Below are 12,734 nucleotides of genomic sequence, written 5' to 3' on the forward strand. Positions count from 1 at the left end.
GACGCGCTCTTCATGTAGGAGCGGCCTTGTGTCGCGAAGGGGCGCGCAGCGGCCCCAAAATATCCACAGCAGCACAGATATTGGGGCCGCTGCGCGCCCCTTCGCGACACAAGGCCGCTCCTACAGAGGATTGCGTCTTCATTGAAACTTGCCTATATGTCCAGCTTCGCTCTCAGCAAGGCCGGATGCCATGCCCCACATTCTCATCGTCGAAGACGAAGCCGCCATCGCCGATACCCTGATCTACGCCCTGCAGGCCGACGGCCACAGCACCGCGTGGGTGACCCTGGGCACCGCGGCCCTGGAGCAGCAGCGCCAGCGGCCGGCCGACCTGGTGATCCTCGACATCGGGCTGCCCGACATCAGTGGTTTTGACACCTGCCGCCAGCTACGCCGGTTCACCGAGGTGCCGGTCATGTTCCTCAGCGCCCGAGACGGTGAAATCGACCGGGTGGTAGGCCTGGAAATAGGCGCCGACGACTACGTGGTCAAACCCTTCAGCCCGCGGGAAGTGGCGGCTCGGGTGCGGGCGATCCTCAAGCGTATGGCGCCACGGGCCGAGCCACCCGCCGAAACGGCAGTATTCCAGCTCGACACCCTGCGCATGCTGATCAGCTACCGCAGCCAGCCGTTGAGCCTGACCCGCCACGAATTCCGTTTGCTGCAATGCCTGCTGGAGCAACCGCAGCGAGTGTTCAGCCGCGAACAGTTGCTCGATGCGCTGGGAGTGGCCTCCGACGTGGGTTACGAGCGCACCATCGACAGCCATATCAAGAGCCTGCGCGCCAAGCTGCGGCAGGTGGCTGCCCATGCCGAACCGATCCAGACCCACCGTGGGCTGGGTTACAGCTACAGCCCGGAACACGCCTGATGCGCCTGGGCATTCGGATCTTTCTGGTGTACTTCCTGTTCGTCGGCTTGGCGGGTTACTTCCTGCTCAATACGGTGCGCGAGCAGATTCGCCCCGTGGTACGCCAGTCTTCCGAGGAAACCCTGGTAGACACCGCCAACCTGCTGGCCGAGATCCTTCACGATGACGTCAAGGCCGGCACCCTTGCCCAGAGCCGCCTGCCTGAGGTGCTCAAGGCGTATGGCTTGCGCAGCCCCGGCGCGCAGATCTGGGGCCTGGCCAAAAACCAGGTCAGCCACCGCATCTACGTTACCGATGCCCAAGGCATCGTGCTGCTCGATTCCAGCGGCCAGGACCTGGGCAAGGACTATTCGCGCTGGAACGACGTGTACCTGACGCTGCGCGGCCAATACGGTGCCCGTTCCACTCGCAGCGTCGAAGAGGATGAAAGCACCTCGGTGATGCACGTGGCCGCGCCGATCGTTGACCAGGGCAAGGTTATCGGCGTGGTCACCGTGGCCAAGCCCAACAGTTCACTGCAGCCGTACATCGACCGTTCCGAACAGCGTTTGCTTGGCCTGGGGTTGGGGCTGATCGGCATGGGCCTGTTGGTCGGCGCCGCGCTGTCCTGGTGGCTGGCCCGCTCCCTGCGCAGGCTGGCCCGCTATGCGCAGGCGGTCAGCGAAGGCCAGCGCGCCGCGCTGCCTTACTACAAGGGCGGTGAGCTGGCGCACCTGGCCAATGCGGTGGAGCGCATGCGCACACAGCTTGAGGGCAAGGCGTATGTCGAACGCTACGTGCATACCCTGACCCACGAGTTGAAGAGCCCTTTGGCGGCTATCCGCGGTGCGTCTGAATTGCTCCAGGGTGATATGCCGGCCGAGCAGCGGGCGCGTTTTGCCGGCAACATCGAGCGCGAAAGCGAGCGGCTGCAGCAGATGATCGAGCGGTTGCTCAACCTGGCGCGGGTCGAGCAGATGCAGGCGCTGGAAGATGAGCAGCAGGTTGCCTTGGCGGCGTTGGTCGATGAGCTGCTGCTGGCGCATGCCGCCCGCATCGACGCAAGCGGCTTGCAGGTGCGCCAGCGGGTGCCAGCGGGGTTGTGGCTGCTGTGCGATCCGTTTCTCATGCGCCAGGCGCTGGCCAACCTGCTCGACAATGCGCTGGATTTCACCCCGCCGGGCGGCGCGCTGCTGTTCGAGCTGGAGCGCGATGGCGAGCGTGTGGCGCTGAGCCTGTTCAATCAGGGGGAGGCGATACCCGCCTACGCCATCGGCCGGGTTGCCGAGCGTTTCTATTCGCTGCCGCGGCCGGGGAGTGGGCGCAAGAGTACCGGGCTGGGGCTGAACTTCGTGGCCGAGGTGATGCAACTGCATGGCGGGGCGCTGGCGGTGAACAACGTCGATGGCGGGGTACGCGTCAGGCTTTGGCTGCCGGAGCGGCGCATCAGCTGAGGTTGTCGGGGCCGCTGCGTTGCCCCAAAAAACACCGAATCTCCACACAATCTCCCCAAGGCCTCCACGCAGGGCGCAGACACTGCGCCCACTGCCACAGGAGGCCCCATGAACAAGACCCTCGGTTTCAAGCTCGGCACCATTGCCCTGCTGATTTTGCTGTTGCTGATTCCCCTGTTGATGATCGACAACCTGATCGACGAGCGCCAGAACCTGCGCGACGGTGTGTTGCACGACATCGCCCGTAGCGCCAGTTTCGACCAGCAGATCAGTGGCCCGCTGCTGGTGGTCCCGTACCGCAAGGTGCAGCGCCGCTGGATCGACAAGGACGGCCAGAGCGTGCAGGAAACCAGCACTATCGCCGGCCACTTGTACTTCCTCCCGGAAACCTTCGATGCAGACCTAGGGGTGGACACCGAACTGCGTAAGCGGGGTATCTACCAGGCGCGGCTGTTCCATGCCCAAGGGCGTCTTTCGGGGCGTTTCCAGCTGCCGGAGCGCTGGGGCATCGACAAGGACTTCGATGACTACCGCTTCGACAAGCCGTTTCTGGTGGTTGGCATCAGCGACATCCGCGGCATTGAAAATGCCCTGGAACTCAACATCGATAACCAGCGCCTGGCGTTTGAAGCCGGTACCGGGCTGGACTGGCTGCGCAGCGGCGTGCACGTCGCGCTGCCGCAACTGGATGGCCAGCAGGCCCGCGGGTTCAACTACGGTTTCGATCTGGCACTGCAAGGCACCGGGCAACTGCACCTGTTGCCAGTGGGCCGCACCAGCAGCGTGGACATGCGCGCCAACTGGCCGCACCCCAGCTTCGTTGGCAGTTACCTGCCCAACCGCCGCGAAATCGACGACAAAGGCTTCAGCGCGCACTGGCAGACGTCATTCTTCGCCACCAACCTCGAAGATGCCCTGCGCCAATGTGCCAGCGGCGGGCAGTGTGCGGAGTTCAGCGAGCGGACCTTCGGGGTAAGCTTCATCGACCCGGTGGACCAGTACCTCAAGAGTGAGCGGGCGATCAAATACGCGTTGTTGTTCATCGCCCTGACCTTTGCCGGTTTCTTCCTGTTCGAGGTGCTGAAGAACCTCAGTGTGCACCCGGTGCAGTACATCCTGGTGGGGGTGGCCCTGGCGTTCTTCTACCTGCTGCTGCTTTCGTTGTCCGAGCACATCGGGTTTGGCCTGGCGTATGGCCTGTCGGCCTCGGCCTGCGTGTCGCTGCTCGGCTTCTACCTGAGCCACGTATTGCGCAGCCTGGTGCGTGGGGTGGGTTTTGCGGCGGGGTTGGCGGTGTTGTACGCGATGCTCTATGGGCTGCTCAGTGCCGAGGACTATGCGCTGTTGATGGGGTCGCTGCTGTGCTTTGGCTTGCTGGGTGTGTTCATGGTGCTGACCCGTCGCCTGGACTGGGCGCGGGTGGGGAGGGCGGCATGAGGGAGGACAGAGAGATCGGGCGGTGGTTGGCTCGCAGGATTGGGCAGTTGTTTCCTGTGATACCCCGCTGAGGCCGAGGGTTGCCTTGCGGCCCAATCGCCGGGAAGCCGGCTCCCTCCTTGTGGGGGGCGGCTTGCCGGCGATTGCGGTGTATCAGGTGTCGGGTGCTGTGGCGACCATCGACGGCCGCTTGGCCACCTCGGCATACCACGCTGCCAACCCGGGCTGGCGCTCACGCCAGCCAAAACCAGGCTGACGCAGGTCCAGGTACCCAAGCGCACAAGCCACGCCAATTGCGGCCAGATCAAAGCCGGATATCAGCTCTGCCAGGTGCTCCTGCTCCAGGTTGGCCAGGCTGCGGCGGATTTTCTCGCTCTGCGCTTCAAGCCAGCCGTCCCAGCGCTTGTCCTCAGGCCGCAGGACGCTCTCATAGCGGCTGGAAACCGCCGCATCCATGATCGCATCCGCCTGTGATACCAGCGTCATGCGCCGCCAGCGTGCCGAGCCCTCGCGCGGCAGCAACGGCAGGCCGACATGCTGCAGGTCGAGGTATTCGCAGATGACCCGGCTGTCATGCAGCACAGTGCCGTCTTCCAGGCGCAGGGCCGGGATCTTGCCGATCGGGTTGCCGTGGTTGAGCTGGTCGTCGCCGCTGACCGGGGTGATGTTCACCCCCTGCAGCGCAACGCGCTCAAGCTGCCCGGTTTCGTGCAGCACGACCATCACCTTGCGCACGAATGGCGACAGCGGTGAGTGGAACAGGGTCATCGTGCTCATGGCTCAGTTGCCTTGCAGGCTGGGTGGCAGGCACACGCCGGTGCCGCCGATACCGCAGTAGCCGTCCGGGTTCTTGGCCAGGTACTGCTGGTGGTAGGCCTCGGCGAAGTACACGGTCGGCGCCTGGTCGATTTCGGTGGTGATCTCGCCGTAACCGGCTTTGTTCAGCTCGGCCTGGAAGGCGTCGCGGCTGGCGTTGGCTTCTTCGAGCTGTTGTGGCGAGGTGCAGTAGATGGCCGAGCGGTACTGGGTGCCGACGTCGTTGCCCTGGCGCATGCCCTGGGTCGGGTTGTGCAGTTCCCAGAACATCGCCAGCAACTCGCGGTAGCTGACCTTGTCCTTGTCGAACACCACGAGTACCACTTCAGTGTGGCCGGTCAGGCCCGAGCAGACTTCTTCGTAGGTGGGGTTCGGGGTAAAGCCGCCCGCATAGCCGACCACGGTGCTGACCACGCCTTCACGCTGCCAGAAGCGGCGCTCGGCGCCCCAGAAGCAACCCAGGCCGAAGATGGCGAAGTCGATGCTGCCTTCAAAGAACGGGCCGAGCAGTGGAGTGTCTTTGAATACGTAGTGGAACTCGGGCAGGGACATTGGCGTTTCGCGGCCAGGCAGGGCCTGCTCCGCGGTTGGCATGACGTTTTTGTTCACCAGGATTTCCGAACGCAGGACCATGGCCGTTCCTCTGTGTTTTTCAGTTGGACAGGTGTTGGCCTCATCGCCGGCTTGCCGGCGATGAGGCCCGAATGGGTTCTATAGTGCCCGAGGATTACGCAGCTGTCAGGCCATTGGACCGCGCGGATAGCGCTTGAGTCTTTCGGCCAGCTCCCGGCCCGGGATCGGCCGGTCGAACAGATACCCCTGGCCCACATCGCAACGGTGCCGGCGCAGGAAGGCCAGTTGCTCGGGCGTCTCGATCCCTTCTGCCACCACCTTGAGCTTGAGGTTGTGGGCCATGGCTACCACCGCCGAGGTGATCTCCATGTCGTCCTGGTTGTCGGGGATTTCGTTGATGAAGCTGCGGTCGATCTTGATGATGTCGATCGGGAATTTCTTCAGGTAGCTCAGCGACGAATAACCGGTGCCGAAGTCATCCATGGCCAGGGTCAGGCCCAATGCCTTCAGTTCGTCGAGCTGACGGTGGGTGTCCTCGGTCGCTTCCAGCAGCAGGCCCTCGGTCAGCTCCAGCTCCAGCAGGTGCGCAGGCAGGGCTTCCTCGTGGAGGATCGAGGCGATCGAAGCCACCAGGTCGGGGTCGGAGAACTGCTTGGGCGACAGGTTGATGGCCACGTGCAGGTTGCCCATGCCGGCCTCGCGCAGTTGCTGGCTCATGCGGCACGACTGGCGCACCACCCACTTGCCGATGGGGATGATCAGGCCGGTTTCTTCGGCCACGCTGATGAACTGGTCCGGGCGGATCATGCCGCGCTCGGGGTGGTTCCAGCGCAGCAGTGCTTCCAGCCCCAGCAGGCGGCCGCTGCGCAGACACAGCTTGGGCTGGTAGAACACCTCCAGCTCGTTCTGGGTCAAGGCGCGGCGCAGGTTGTTCTCGACGAACAGCTTGTAGCTGGCTTCGGCATTGAGCACTTCGGTGAATACCTGCACCTGATGCTTGCCGTTGGCCTTGGCCTTGTGCAGGGCCAGGCCGGCATTCTTCATCAGGGTGGTCGGGTCACTGCCGTGCAGCGGCGCACAGGCCAGGCCAACCGAGGCGGTGACGTTGATCAGCTGGTTGTCGACGAACATCGGCTTGTCGAGGGTGCGCAGCAGTTGCTGGGCGACGCCCTGGCCGTCTTCCAGGCTGGTGTCGTCGAGCAGCACGGCGAATTCATTACTGGCAAAGCGGGCCAGCACGCCGCCAACGCTGAGGCTGTTGCGCAGGCGCCGGGCCAGGCTGATCAGCAGCTTGTCACCGGTCTGGTGGCCAAGGCTGTCGTTGATCCGCTTGAAGTTGTCGATGTCCACCAGCAGCAGGCAGATCGGGCTCTGGGCATCGCGGGCGAAGCGCTCGTCAAGGCTGCGGATGAACGCCGGGCGGTTGCCCAGGTTGGTCAGGTTGTCGGTGTAGGCCAGGCGCTCGATGCGTTGCTGGGCCAACTTGGTCTGGGTGACGTCTTCGTAGATGCCGATGTAATGGGTCAGCTCACGGTTGTCGCCATACACCTTGGAAATCGACAGCTGGCCCCAGTAGGGCTCAAGGTTCTTGCGCCGGCTTTTGAATTCGCCCTGCCAGCTGTTGCCCATGGCCAGGCTCGACGGGGTATCGAACAGCAGTTCGCTGAGGTTCTCCAGCGCCGGCAACTCTGCCAGGTGGTGGCCTTGCACCTCATCGGTGCTGTACTGGGTGATCGCGGTGAAGCTGGGGTTGACGTACTCCACCACGCCGTCGCGGTTGACCAGCAGGAAGGCGCTGGCGCTTTGCTCCACTGCACGCTGGAACAGATGCAGGGCGCTGGCGGCGGTACGCCGGTTATGGTTGGTGATGACCTGGGCGAACTGGTCGGCCAACTCACCGGCAAAGGCGATTTCGTCCGACTGCCAGGCCCGCGGCTGGCCAGTCTGCTCCAGGCACAGCACACCAACCACCTGGCCATCGACGCGGATACTGGCATCGAGCATGGCATTGTTGTCGGCGTACAGGCTCTCGGCCAGTTCACGGGTGCGCGGGTCGTGGTTGGCGTTGTGGGCATCGATGGCGCGGCTGGCGTGCAGGGCGTCGAGGTAATCGGGGAAGCGGCTGGCATCGATCGCTTCGGGCAGGCGATGCACTTGCTCATTGCGCAACCAGGCGCTGATCGGCTCCAGGCGTTGGTCTTCCAGATGCCAGATGCTGGCGCAGTCCACCTTGTAGATCTCGCAGGCGCTGCGGGTAATCAGTTGGGCGGCTTCGAGCAGCGAGTTTTCCGCGCTGTAGCGCTGGCGGGCGAGGCGCAGGATCAGGTCCTGCTGGCTGCGTACGCGCTCAAGGTGTTCCAACTGCTCCTGCTGGGCGCGCTGGTTGAGTTGCAGGGCAAGTTGCAGGCGGCTGTTGCGCGATTCGAGGTCGTCGGCGTCCACTTCGACAGCGTCTTCAGGCTGGTCGTCGAGTACCGTCAGAAAGCCGCGTAACAGCTGGCGATTGTGCTGCTTGTAGGCTTCACCCGCTTCGAGCAGGCGCAGCGAGCGCGGCTGGGCGTGCAGGGTGTAGCGCACACGATAGTAGCCGCGAGTGCTCAGTTGCCGCTGGATCTCGTCGTGCAGCCGGTAGCGGGCTTCAGGCTCCATCAGGCTGGCGTACGGCGAATCGATCAGCGCGCACAGCTGGGAGGCCGCCAGCCCGAACTGGCGTTCGCAGGCCGGGTCCAGGTAAAGCATTGCCCAGGTGGCTTCGTTGAGCCTTTCGAAACGCAGCATGCCGAGCCGTGAAGGCACGGGAAGCTGCGTGACGACCTCGGCCGCCACACGGCTGGCGGCATCGGGTTGGCTTTTCATCGAAGACTCGCTTGAAGAGGGTGACGCGGCCTGGGCGGCGGCGCATCTGGCAAGGTTGCATCATGTCCCGGAGGCTGGCAAGCGGCCATGAGGGATGTCATGTATATGTTTTCGGCTGCGGGGCGGGAATCCTTAGGGCTGCTGAAAAACGGGGGCCGCTGCAGGCAAAAAAAGCCCCGCCAATTGGCGGGGTTGAGGTACGAGCGTGGCAGCTCGAAAAGGGTACCTGCCCCCTTGAAGGAGGGCAGGCTGGCTGCGTGTTACAGCAGCATGGTGCGGATATCCGCCAGCACGTCGCCCAGGCGCTTGGTGAAGCGCGCGGCGGCTGCGCCGTTGATCACACGGTGATCGTAGGACAGCGACAGCGGCAACATCAGCTTGGGCTGGAAGGCTTTGCCATCCCAGACGGGCTGCATGGTTGCCTTGGACACACCGAGGATCGCCACTTCGGGCGCGTTGACGATCGGCGTGAAGCCGGTACCGCCAATGTGGCCGAGGCTGGAGATGGTGAAGCAGGCGCCCTGCATGTCGTCAGCCGACAGCTTCTTGGTACGCGCCTTCTCGGCCAGGGCCGCGGCTTCGGCAGCCAGCTGCAGCAGGCTTTTCTGGTCGACGTTCTTGATCACAGGGACCAGCAGGCCGTCCGGGGTGTCCACGGCGAAGCCGATGTGCACGTACTTCTTGCGGATCACGGCTTTGCCGCTTGGCGCCAGCGAGCTGTTGAAGTCCGGCAGTTCCTTGAGCAGGAAGGCGCAGGCCTTGAGCAGCAGTGGCAGCACGGTCAGCTTGACGCCAGCCTTCTCGGCCACGGCCTTCTGCGCAACGCGGAAGGCTTCCAGCTCGGTGATGTCGGCGGAGTCGAACTGGGTCACGTGCGGCACGTTCAGCCAGCTGCGGTGCAGGTTGGCGGCACCGACCTGCATCAGGCGGGTCATTGCCACTTCTTCCACTTCACCGAACTTGCTGAAGTCCACCACCGGGATCGGCGGGATGCCGGCGCCGCCGGTCGCGCCAGCAGCTGCCGGTGCGTCCTTGGCCTTCTGCATGACCGACTTGACGTAGACCTGCACGTCTTCTTTCAGGATGCGGCCGTGCGGACCGGTCGCGGTGACCGCGCCCAGCTCTACGCCGAACTCGCGGGCCAGCTGGCGAACAGCAGGGCCTGCGTGAACCTTGGCGTTGCTACCGGCAGCCGGTGCGGTAGCGACCGGTGCCGGGGCAGCAGCTGGGGCAGCGGCAGCAGGCGCGGCGGCCGGAGCAGCCTCAGCCTTGGCCGGTGCAGCAGCGGCAGGCGCTGGCGCAGCAGCCGGGGCGGCGCCGGCGACTTCCAGCTTGATGATCAGGTCACCAGTGCCGACTTCGTCGTCCAGCTTGGCGATCACTTCCTTGACCACGCCTGCGGCGGGCGAAGGGATCTCCATGGAGGCCTTGTCAGACTCCAGGGTAATCAGCGACTGGTCGGCTTCGACGGTGTCGCCGACCTTGACCAGTACTTCGATGATCTTGGCCTTGCCCGACGAGCCGATGTCCGGCACGTGGATGTCCTGCACGCTGGCGGCAGCAGGGGCTGCAGCCGGCGCAGGGGCGGCTTCGGCAGCCGGCTTTTCGGCAGCAGCCGCAGCTGCGGCCGGGGCAGGTGCGGCGGCTGGCGCCTCGGGCGCCGCATCGGCGCCCTCAGCTTCCAGGACCAGCAACTCGTCGCCTTCTTTCAGGCGATCGCCCAGCTTGACCTTCAGTTCCTTGATGACACCGGCCTTGGGGGCCGGGATTTCCATGGAGGCCTTGTCGGACTCCAGGGTCAGCAGGCTCTGGTCAGCCTCGATACGGTCACCGACCTTGACGAACAGCTCGATGATTTCACCTTCACCGCTGCCGATGTCAGGTACGCGAATGAGTTCGCTCACTTAAAAATACTCCTCAGCAGTCCAGTGGGTTGCGCTTGTCCGGATCGATGCCGAACTTGACGATGGCGTCGGCCACCACCTTCGGTTCGATCTCGCCACGGTCAGCCAAGGCTTCCAGGGCAGCCAGCACCACGAAGTGACGGTCGACTTCGAAGAAGTGACGCAGCTTCTTGCGGCTGTCGCTGCGACCGTAGCCATCGGTACCCAGGACTTTGAACTCTTTGCTCGGCACCCACTGGCGAATCTGTTCGGCGAACAGCTTCATGTAGTCGGTGGAGGCGATGACCGGGCCTTTGCGACCGGCCAGGCACTCTTCGACGTAAGTCTGCTGAGGCTTCTGGCCAGGCTTGAGGCGGTTGGCGCGTTCCACGGCCAGGCCGTCGCGACGCAGCTCGTTGAAGCTGGTGACGCTCCACACGTCGGCACCGACGTTGAACTCTTCACGCAGGATCTTCGCGGCCTCGCGGACTTCGCGCAGGATGGTGCCGGAGCCCATCAGCTGAACGTGGTGCGCGGCTTCGCGGGTGTCTTCTTCGAGCAGGTACATGCCCTTGATGATGCCTTCCTCGACACCGGCCGGCATGGCTGGCTGCTGGTAGGATTCGTTCATCACGGTGATGTAGTAGAAGATGTCCTGTTGTTCTTCGGTCATCTTCTTCATGCCGTCCTGGATGATCACCGCCAGCTCGTAGCCGTAGGTCGGATCATAGGTGCGGCAGTTCGGGATGGTGCCCGCCATCATGTGGCTGTGACCGTCTTCGTGCTGCAGGCCTTCACCGTTGAGGGTGGTACGGCCGGCGGTACCGCCGATCAGGAAGCCACGGGTGCGGCTGTCGCCAGCGGCCCAGGCCAGGTCGCCGATACGCTGGAAGCCGAACATCGAGTAGAAGATGTAGAACGGCAGCATCGGCTGGTTGTGGCAGCTGTACGAGGTACCGGCAGCGATGAACGACGACATGGCGCCGGCTTCGTTGATGCCTTCCTCGAGGATCTGGCCCTTCTTGTCTTCGCGGTAGAACATCACCTGGTCTTTATCGACTGGCTCGTAGAGCTGGCCGACCGACGAGTAGATACCCAGCTGGCGGAACATGCCTTCCATACCGAAGGTACGGGCTTCGTCCGGGATGATCGGCACGATGCGCTGGCCGATGTCCTTGTCCTTGACCAGCTGCGCGAGGATACGCACGAAGGCCATGGTGGTGGAGATTTCGCGGTCGCCCGAGCCGTCCAGGATCGCTTTCAGCGTTTCCAGAGGCGGGGTCGGCACGCTGAAGCTCTTGGCACGGCGCTGCGGTACGAAGCCACCCAGGGCTGCGCGGCGCTCGGCCAGGTACTTGGCTTCGGCCGAACCTTCTTCGGGCTTGTAGAACGGCAGGCTTTCAAGGTCGGCATCCTTGACCGGGATGTCGAAGCGGTCACGGAAGTGGCGCAGGCTGTCGACGTCGACCTTCTTGGTGTTGTGCGCGGTGTTCTTGGCTTCGCCAGCACCGGTGCCGTAACCCTTGATGGTCTTGGCCAGGATGACAGTCGGTTGCTCTTTGTGGTTGACCGCCTGATGGTAGGCCGCATAGACCTTGTACGGGTCGTGACCGCCACGGTTGAGCTTCCAGATCTCGTCGTCGGACAGGTCTTCGACCATGGCCTTGAGCTCTGGCGTGTTGAAGAAGTTCTCACGAACGTACGCGCCGTCTTTGGCTTTGTAGTTCTGATACTCGCCGTCGATGACTTCGTCCATGCGGCGCTGCAGGGCACCGTTGGTGTCTTTGGCCAGCAGTGGGTCCCAGAAGCGGCCCCAGACGACTTTGTTGACGTTCCAGCCGCCGCCACGGAACACGCCTTCGAGTTCCTGGATGATCTTGCCGTTGCCGCGAACCGGGCCGTCGAGGCGCTGCAGGTTGCAGTTGATGACGAAGATCAGGTTGTCCAGCTTCTCGCGGCCTGCCAGGGCGATGGCACCGAGGGATTCCGGCTCGTCGCACTCGCCGTCGCCCATGAAGCACCAGACTTTTTGCTTGCCGGCCGGAATGAAACCACGGGCTTCCAGGTACTTCATGAAGCGCGCCTGGTAGATCGCCTGGATCGGGCCCAGGCCCATGGAAACGGTCGGGAACTGCCAGAAGTCAGGCATCAGCCATGGGTGCGGGTACGAAGACAGGCCTTTGCCGTCCACTTCCTGGCGGAAGTTGTTCATCTGCTCTTCGTTGATGCGGCCTTCCATGAAGGCACGGGCGTAAACGCCTGGCGAAGCGTGGCCCTGGAAGAAGATCAGGTCGCCGCCGTGTTCTTCGGTCGGTGCCTGGAAGAAGTAGTTGAAGCCGATGTCATACAGGGTGGCACTGGAGGCGAAGCTGGAGATGTGGCCGCCCAGGTCCGAATCCTTCAGGTTGGTGCGCATCACCATGGCCAGCGCGTTCCAACGCACCATCGAGCGAATGCGGCGTTCCATGAACAGGTCGCCAGGCATGCGTGCTTCGTGGGTGACAGGGATGGTGTTGCGGTATGGCGTGGTGATCGCGTATGGCAGCTGGGAGCCACTGCGGGTGGCCAGCTCGCCCATGCGGGTCATCAGGTAATGAGCGCGGTCTTCGCCTTCTTTGTCGAGGACCGACTCCAGGGCATCCAGCCATTCCTGGGTTTCGATTGGATCGAGGTCTTGCATGGCTTGCTCCAGGGCGGAAAGGCCACCAGAATCGGGGGCCTGAGTTTGCGACTGGCCTTATGGGCAGACGTCGTGAATTCTTGGATTACCGGAGTGTGACCCGGCGGCGTGTAGTTTTACTACATTTGCTTTCGCATTTCATGCTTTTGCACGGTCGGGGTAGTAGTAAAACTACACAAATGCGA

The 12,734-nt window shown here is 63.5% G+C and carries 8 protein-coding genes; 3 read left to right on the forward strand and 5 right to left on the reverse strand.

All coding sequences use genetic code 11. The features are described 5' to 3' along the window. Nucleotides 1-190 precede the first annotated feature (190 nt). The 3 genes from creB to creD all read left to right on the forward strand — a co-directional run bounded on the left by creB (nt 191) and on the right by creD (nt 3,741). Nucleotides 191-871, forward strand: coding sequence for a two-component system response regulator CreB (gene creB / locus IWW33_RS13000; protein ID WP_115273075.1), 681 nt, complete (start codon nt 191-193; stop codon nt 869-871). Further along, entirely contained in the window at nt 871-2,304 is a 1,434-nt protein-coding gene (creC, locus tag IWW33_RS13005) for a two-component system sensor histidine kinase CreC (RefSeq protein ID WP_115273074.1), read from the forward strand. Before creB ends, creC begins: the two co-directional genes overlap by 1 nt. Before the next feature lie 108 nt (nt 2,305-2,412). Further along, on the forward strand, nt 2,413-3,741 hold the full coding sequence (gene creD / locus IWW33_RS13010; RefSeq protein ID WP_115273073.1) for a cell envelope integrity protein CreD: 1,329 nt from the start codon (nt 2,413-2,415) through the stop codon (nt 3,739-3,741). A 153-nt stretch (nt 3,742-3,894) separates the two neighbouring features. Here the strand turns inward: creD and IWW33_RS13015 are convergent, their stop codons facing one another. The 5 genes from IWW33_RS13015 to aceE all read right to left on the reverse strand — a co-directional run bounded on the left by IWW33_RS13015 (nt 3,895) and on the right by aceE (nt 12,549). Then, nucleotides 3,895-4,518 carry a glutathione S-transferase gene (locus IWW33_RS13015; protein WP_046787524.1) on the reverse strand — a complete coding sequence of 208 codons (624 nt, stop codon included), beginning with the start codon at nt 4,516-4,518 and terminating at the stop codon, nt 3,895-3,897. 3 nt (nt 4,519-4,521) lie between these two features. Next, nucleotides 4,522-5,190: a peptide-methionine (S)-S-oxide reductase MsrA gene (gene msrA, locus IWW33_RS13020; protein ID WP_046787525.1), complete on the reverse strand. Its 669-nt coding sequence runs from the start codon at nt 5,188-5,190 to the stop codon at nt 4,522-4,524. A 105-nt stretch (nt 5,191-5,295) separates the two neighbouring features. Next, a complete protein-coding gene (locus IWW33_RS13025) occupies nt 5,296-7,986 on the reverse strand; it encodes a GGDEF and EAL domain-containing protein (protein ID WP_046787526.1) in 2,691 nt (896 codons plus the stop codon). 260 nt (nt 7,987-8,246) lie between these two features. Further along, complete coding sequence (gene aceF, locus IWW33_RS13030) at nt 8,247-9,890, reverse strand: dihydrolipoyllysine-residue acetyltransferase (RefSeq protein ID WP_119687897.1); 1,644 nt, start codon at nt 9,888-9,890, stop codon at nt 8,247-8,249. A gap of 13 nt (nt 9,891-9,903) precedes the next feature. Then, nucleotides 9,904-12,549: a pyruvate dehydrogenase (acetyl-transferring), homodimeric type gene (gene aceE, locus IWW33_RS13035; protein ID WP_012316622.1), complete on the reverse strand. Its 2,646-nt coding sequence runs from the start codon at nt 12,547-12,549 to the stop codon at nt 9,904-9,906. Nucleotides 12,550-12,734 lie beyond the last annotated feature (185 nt).

The organism is Pseudomonas sp. M2 (assembly GCF_015751845.1).
Taxonomy (GTDB): domain Bacteria; phylum Pseudomonadota; class Gammaproteobacteria; order Pseudomonadales; family Pseudomonadaceae; genus Aquipseudomonas; species Aquipseudomonas putida_E.

Excerpts from the sequence above, each read along its gene's own strand:
- creC (WP_115273074.1), top strand. The coding sequence starts at position 871 with ATGCGCCTGGGCATTCGGATCTTTCTGGTGTACTTCCTGTTCGTCGGC.
- msrA (WP_046787525.1), bottom strand. The coding sequence starts at position 5,190 with ATGGTCCTGCGTTCGGAAATCCTGGTGAACAAAAACGTCATGCCAACC.
- IWW33_RS13015 (WP_046787524.1), bottom strand. The coding sequence starts at position 4,518 with ATGAGCACGATGACCCTGTTCCACTCACCGCTGTCGCCATTCGTGCGC.
- creD (WP_115273073.1), top strand. The coding sequence starts at position 2,413 with ATGAACAAGACCCTCGGTTTCAAGCTCGGCACCATTGCCCTGCTGATT.
- aceE (WP_012316622.1), bottom strand. The coding sequence starts at position 12,549 with ATGCAAGACCTCGATCCAATCGAAACCCAGGAATGGCTGGATGCCCTG.
- IWW33_RS13025 (WP_046787526.1), bottom strand. The coding sequence starts at position 7,986 with ATGAAAAGCCAACCCGATGCCGCCAGCCGTGTGGCGGCCGAGGTCGTC.
- creB (WP_115273075.1), top strand. The coding sequence starts at position 191 with ATGCCCCACATTCTCATCGTCGAAGACGAAGCCGCCATCGCCGATACC.